Below are 6,508 nucleotides of genomic sequence, written 5' to 3'. Positions count from 1 at the left end.
AAAATACTGAGCTGATGGCGCTTATCCGACATAAAAAGATTCCATTTGAGTTAAAAATTGGCGATGTTCGATTAAACCTATCGGTTTTGGGAAAAATCCCCAAAACAAGGGGTTCTGCAAAGGCCCCTTAAAAGCCACCTTGCGCTCATAAGCATCATCAGCTCGTTTGGCAATGTAGACAGAGCCCATTCCACCATGTTCGATCAGTTCAATGACCTTGTACCTGTCGATCGTAGTACCAATCAGGGCTGGTTTGGAGGTAGAATTTGCCAGGGAAAAGTCTGCAGCAAGCTCATCGGGGTAAGCCTCAGCTCCTTCCAGGTAGTTCTCACTGTCAGCTTCTTCAATACTTTCCAGAAGCTCGGTAACTTTTCGTTTTACTTCCCGATTCCCTTGACACTTTTTTGCTATATATGTGGCTCGTTTCTCGGCCTCAAGGTCCAACGCCGTATCAATAATTTCACTGATATTTGTCCATTCCTGTTGATCCATCAACTGAAAACCCCGATTCACTCACTTTTTTTTAGTTCTTTGTACAACCACCCACGGGCTTTGGCCCAGTCTCGCTTTACCGTCCTTTCTGAAACACCTAAAGCTTCAGCTGTTGCATAAACCGTCATTTGGCCAAAAAAACGCAACGTTACGACCTCAGCAAGACGCTCATCTATTTTCGATAATTCCTTTAGTTTGTTATCCAGATCAATAACCTCCATGGATTGCTGATGCACTTTAAGCAGACCATCGATAAAGGTGATGTCCTGCTGATCACCACCGCGTTTTTCAGCTTTTTTCTTTCGGGCGTGGTCAACCAAAATTTGGCGCATACAGCGGGCGGCAATGGCCATAAAATGATTTCGATTTTCAGCCTTGACCTTTGTCTGGTCGACCATCTTCAGGTACACTTCATGGACCAGAGCGGTCTCGGTAAGCGTGATGTCATTGCGCTCTTGTTGTAAATTGGAGTAGGCTATCCGTTTAAGTTCATCGTAAACAATTGGGAATAGCTGCTCATATGCTTCTTTTGACCCCTGCCTTACCTCGATAAGCAGTTTTGTAACTTCTGATTTGGTTTTCATGTGACCCCGATTTAAATCGATTTAACCCCAACGTAGTAAAAATTTGCAGTATGTAACTAAACCTGTAAGTAGTCTGGAAGTATAATCAGTTTACCTACTGATTTGCACTACTTACAGCGGCCTGTTGGCTCTTCTTTAAATATGCCATGGCCTGAGCAATACGCCTGTTGTCTTCCTTAAAATTAGTGTTAAAAATCTCGATTGCTTGTTTAAAATAATTACTTGCCTCCTTGTGATTTTGTTGTTTCAAGTTCAGGATTCCACAATTCACAAAGTACTCCCCAATCCGGTAATGGTTCTCTGGAAACTTTCCAAGGAAGATACCTTCTGCCTCGGCAAAAACGGAATCTGCCTGGGCAAAATGGCCGGCTTTTGTCAGGATAGCGCCCATCTTATTCAGGTCGATACCTACCTCGGGATGGCGTGGCCCCAGCTTGGCCTTGTCGATCTCGACAACTCGTTTTATCAGGTCGTGTGAACGATCATAGTTCCCCAGATCCATAAGGACATCTGCCAGGTTGTAAAGCGGCATCGCCAGATCGGGGTTATCACTATCCAGGTGCTGTTGGTATAAAAGCAGGGATTGCTCATAGTTATTTTTAGCAGCCTTAAGTTGGCCCTGGGCCTTCTGCATCATCGCCAAGTTGTTCAGGCTTTTGGCATACATGGCACTTGTGTCACTGAATAGTGTTTTCGTGAGATCTGCATCCTTTAGGGCATAGTTATGGGCTTGATCCAAATCTCCCAGCAGCCGGTAGGTGCGTGCCAGCATAGCATAGTTAGAGCTCAATTGTGAATTGTACGCCCCATATAACGTTTTATATCCATCCAGTGATTTCAGCAGATAGGTCTCCGCTTTTTTGTACTCACTCCTGTAGTGATGCAGCATCCCCAGGCGATATTGAGTCATTGCAATATTCACGTGCATGCTGTCATAGTAGTTAGTATAGAAGTTGAGCGCCTGTAAAAAGTGGTTCTCAGCTTGTTGGTACTCGCCCAAGAATAGTTCTGTTTCGCCCAGGTTGGCAAGCATCGTATGGTAGCCGGGAGTCTGGGTTCTTCCAAATACCTTGTCAAGACTATCTGCTTCCAGGAAAAGTTGCCTGGCCCTGTGATAATTTGACTGAAGAAACTGGTTGGATGCATAGATGGAGATTTTGTCGGAAAGTGATTCAGAATGCTCGCCGTTTATCGTAGAATCTATAGCCAGTGCTTCAAGGATATAGTTTTCTGCTTCTTCATACTGTTGGATTTCGTGATTATAGTTGGCCAGGTCACTCAGGATATCAGCAGTTTGGTGACTGTTAGCCCCATAATATTTCCTGCTGCGAATTAGGGCTTTGGTTAAGGCTTGGTCCGCCTTTTCGAACTCATCAATGTTAGACAAAGCATCACCGATAGAGGCCAGCATTTCGATATGCATTTCCGGGCGATTGCTCAATTCATCCTCCACCTTTTGCATACCGGCGATTAGCATTTCGGTGGTTGATTGTTCTCTGCCGGAATAATTGGCCATGTCAGGATTACTCCGGTCGAACATACTCAGCATGAACTCTTTGATTTGTTGGGCTCGCTCTGCCTCAAACTGGGCCTGGTTTCGTTCTTCCGTAATGCGCCAGGTATAAAAGCCGGTTAATCCAATGATTAGTAACAGGATTCCGACGACTGCAGCTGCCCCTTGCTTGTGCCGTTTGAAAAATTTATGTGCCCGGTATTGAAAGGTGCCCTCCTGTGCTGAAACCGGGAGCCCCTGCTGGTAGTTGCTTAGATCATCCAAAAATTCATTGGCTAGCCTGTATCTGTTTTCAGGCTGCTTTCTGAGTGCTTTCAATATAACGGCATCAAGATCCCCGTAAAGCTTTTGGGACCTGCCCGGAATTTGCGTTCGGGCACTCGGTTTTTTAGGATTTGTTTCCAGGATGATCTGTTCAATCTCATAAGGAGACTGGTTCTCGAGATCATATGGACCGGAACCGGCCGCTAACTCATAAAAGACTATCCCGAGGGCATATAGGTCAGTAGCAGTCGTGATATTTTGTTGTTTAACCTGTTCGGGGGCGGCGTAACGGGGAGTGAGCAGTCTTGCTCCCGTCAAGGTTAACGAGCTCTCATGCGATTCGCTCTCCAGCAGTTTTGAAATCCCGAAATCGAGAATTTTTATTTTCCCATCGGAGTTAACAAGAATATTCCCAGGCTTTAGATCGCGATGGATAACCAGGTTTTCATGGGCATAACGAACTGCCTCCAGCACCTTTTTGAAGAGTTCTATTTTTTCATCCAAATCAATATTGCTTCTCCGGCAATATTCGTCAATGGGGACTCCATCCACATATTCCATAATGATATACGGGAACCCGTCCACGGTCACACCCCCATCATAGAACTGGGCAATGCCCGGGTGGTTGAGTCCGGCCAAAATCTGTTGTTCCCGTTTGAACCGTTGCAGGTTTTCTTTTGAAGCTTGTCCCTGCCGGATTATTTTAATAGCGACCCGGTGTTCAAATTCATCTGCTGAGCGTTCAGCAAGATAAACCGCTCCCATACCACCTTCCCCGATTTTTTCCTTAATGAGGTATGAGCCCACCTGGGTATCAATCAAATTTCGGCCGCTGGAAAGTAGCTCTACATCATCGGCAATTTCCTGGTAAAACTCCCGCTGGTAATTTTTGGGATTTTCGAGCCAGCCTTCGGAACAGGAAATCGACTCCAGGAGCGTGGTAATTTCTCCTTTTAGTTGTTCATCTCCCTGGCACTTCTGTTCTATGAAGGTCGCTCGTTCCTCTTCCGGTAACTCAAGAGCCTGGTCGACAATTGTTTCAACCCTGTTCCAGTCGAGATCACCCATAATAGCCTAAAGTTATTTATGTAATAAAAAATTGTTGTACGCCAACCAACTGCTTGAGATTGTTACTTCAATATTCAGTTGTTCTACTTGATTTCGAATCTGCCTTTTAGCTCCCGGTACAACCATCCCCGTGCCTTGATCCAGTCACGTTTCACTGTGCTTGATGAGACGCCCAACGCGCTTGCCGTCTGGTCAATAGTCATATTCCCAAAAAACTTCATCTCAACCACTTTTACCAGTCGCTCGTTTAATTCGCTCAGTTTGTCCAGGGCTTCGTCGATTCCGACTAATTCCCGGGACTTTTCTTTCTGTGCGTGAAAAAGCTGGTCAATATACGTGACATCCTTTTCGCTACCCCCTCGCTTGTCTGCATTCTTTTTTCGCGCATAGTCGATCAGTATTTGGCGCATGCAGCGAGATGCGATTGCAAAAAAATGGCTCTTGTCATTAAAGTCGATCCGTGTCTGGTCAATCATCTTCAGGTAAGCTTCATGCACAAGTTCTGTCCTGGACAGTGTGTGATCCGGCGATTGATGGCTCATTTGGGCGTAAGCCAGGCCCTTCAGCTCTTTGTAGACAAGGGGATAAAGCTGATCGTATACACCCTCTTCTCCATCCTTAAGACGTAACAAAAGTTGGGTAACGCCCGGTTTATCCATGGGTTAAAGGGGTTTTATTAAGCCTTACAATGTAGATGATCTAATTTACGCTGGCACCTCGTATGTACTACTGAATGAATCAAGGAAACCCTTGAATATATAAATAAACTAACTCTGGAATTCAATATAGAGGCCTATTATGATAAGGAAAGTCACAATCTTATGTCTAGCAATATTCACTATTGTACTTTTCTCCTGTAGTGAAAATAGCACCGGAACCGGGGGGGCAGACACCGGTTCCGGAGATAACGGAGATGATACCGGCACCCCATCGGTTACTGCAGATGCCGGCTCTGACCAGGATGCGGTCGTGGGCTTTGAGGTTACGGCAGACGGATCCGGCTCCACGGGAAGTGGTACGGTAAGTTATTCCTGGAGTATCAGCAGCAAACCGACCGACAGCCAGGCCACACTTTCGGAGAGCGCAAGCGAGTCTCCTACCCTTATCCCCGATCTGCCGGGAGAATATGTCTTGTCGCTTGAAGCCAGCTCCGATGGTGAAAGCGATACCGCCGATGTAACAGTCTCAGCAATTGCCGAGCGGTTGTTTGTGGATGCCAATAACGGCGCGGATGGGAATACCGATGGCTATATGGAAAATACGCCTCTCAAAACAATTACCAGGGCATTGGAGATTTACGGAGAAAACGAGAATGATCCCTTCCTGGATATTGATACGCTGATAGTAGCAGAGGGTACGTATGACCAGGGGAACGGTGAGAAATTCCCGCTCAACTTTTACGGAGATCTAATCGTGAAGGGAGACCCAAATGTGGATCGAAAGAATATCCATATCCTTAGTCCTGATGTAGACAGAGAACCAACCATTGAGCTGGGAGAAGGCGTTACATTGCGACACTTGCATATAGAAAATGGGTACACCGGTGGTTCCTACAATGGAGATCCTGATGCAGTATATGTTTGGGGCGGAAGCTCAGCTGAATCATCCTACGCTATACTGGAGGATGTGACACTCTCCACCAACAATGAAAACGGGTACATCATAACCACAGGCTCAACTATCAATGTTGAGGTAAGGGGATATGAGGGGAGCCGCAGCACGATTGATGGAAAGGGTATAGGCCACGCCTGGACCAACCGTTTCAATACCTCTGATGCCCGCCTGGATGTGCGGGATACGGATGTGATTAATATTGGTCATGATGCAGCATTTGAGCTCGAAGATGCCAGTAATGTTAACCTGTTTATCACCAATAGCACTATTAGCCCTGCCGCCACTTCCAGTCAGAATAATGCCGCGATCGAACTTAATGGCGATGGTAATATCACGCTCGACAATACCACAATTACCAGCAGTGATGGCACCGAAGCGGGCACCCGGTTTAAATACGGCATCGATATGGACAGCGATCAGCCCAGCGCGAATATCGATGTGCTGAACTCCACGCTACAGTATACGCTCTGGTCCGCCATTGAGATGTACCAGGCCACAGTAAAAGTAAACGACAGTGTTATTGAGGGTGTCCACACCCAGAGCACTGGAGATCCGAACCTGGCCCGCGATGGTATCAAATATCTTGATGGTACCCTGATTGTGCGTGGTACTACTTTCCGAAATATGAATACCAATGCCATAGATATTGGTGGACCGCTGACGCCCAACGAGAATGATTTTTTCGTTGAGTTGGGTACTGAAGGCAATCCCGGAAACAATGTTTTTGAAGATATCGCGGCCCTGGATGTCTCGGTTACTCGTGATGATAACCTGGGAGACAGCGACGGTGTGCAGGACGAAATTGAGGCGATTGGTAACAGTTGGTCAAATGGTGCCAGTCCACGCTGTGCCACGGCATTCGATGAATATTCCCAGGCCGAAATATGGGTAAACAGCCAGGGCGGGAGCCTGCGCTGGGGCACTGGTAGCGGAGCGGCATGTAACTGAGCTACTCCTTGAAGATTATAGTGAG

At 46.6% G+C, this 6,508-nt stretch carries 5 protein-coding genes; 1 reads left to right on the top strand and 4 read right to left on the bottom strand.

Annotated features, from left to right (window positions below):
* Nucleotides 1-21: 21 nt before the first annotated feature.
* The 4 genes from NC796_RS11595 to NC796_RS11580 all read right to left on the bottom strand — a co-directional run bounded on the left by NC796_RS11595 (nucleotide 22) and on the right by NC796_RS11580 (nucleotide 4,580).
* Nucleotides 22-492: a hypothetical protein gene (locus NC796_RS11595; RefSeq protein WP_310684573.1), complete on the bottom strand. Its 471-nt coding sequence runs from the start codon at nucleotides 490-492 to the stop codon at nucleotides 22-24.
* Nucleotides 493-509: 17 nt separating this feature from the next.
* Nucleotides 510-1,076 carry a sigma-70 family RNA polymerase sigma factor gene (locus NC796_RS11590; protein ID WP_310684571.1) on the bottom strand — a complete coding sequence of 189 codons (567 nt, stop codon included), beginning with the start codon at nucleotides 1,074-1,076 and terminating at the stop codon, nucleotides 510-512.
* A 94-nt stretch (nucleotides 1,077-1,170) separates the two neighbouring features.
* Nucleotides 1,171-3,921, bottom strand: a complete 2,751-nt coding sequence (locus NC796_RS11585; RefSeq protein ID WP_310684569.1) for a serine/threonine-protein kinase — start codon at nucleotides 3,919-3,921, stop codon at nucleotides 1,171-1,173.
* An 83-nt stretch (nucleotides 3,922-4,004) separates the two neighbouring features.
* Nucleotides 4,005-4,580 carry a sigma-70 family RNA polymerase sigma factor gene (locus NC796_RS11580; RefSeq protein ID WP_310684568.1) on the bottom strand — a complete coding sequence of 192 codons (576 nt, stop codon included), beginning with the start codon at nucleotides 4,578-4,580 and terminating at the stop codon, nucleotides 4,005-4,007.
* 139 nt (nucleotides 4,581-4,719) lie between these two features.
* Here NC796_RS11580 and NC796_RS11575 point away from each other — a divergent pair, with 139 nt between their 5' ends.
* The gene (locus NC796_RS11575; protein WP_310684567.1) at nucleotides 4,720-6,483 is read left to right on the top strand and encodes a DUF1565 domain-containing protein; all 1,764 of its coding nucleotides are present in this window, start codon (nucleotides 4,720-4,722) and stop codon (nucleotides 6,481-6,483) included.
* The last annotated feature ends 25 nt before the right edge of the window (nucleotides 6,484-6,508 follow it).

This window comes from Aliifodinibius sp. S!AR15-10 (assembly GCF_031569985.1).
In the GTDB taxonomy this organism is placed as follows: Bacteria; Bacteroidota; Rhodothermia; order Balneolales; family Balneolaceae; genus JAMQKA01.
Note: the sequence above shows the minus strand (reverse complement) of the source record. Positions and strands in the feature narration are given on the sequence as shown.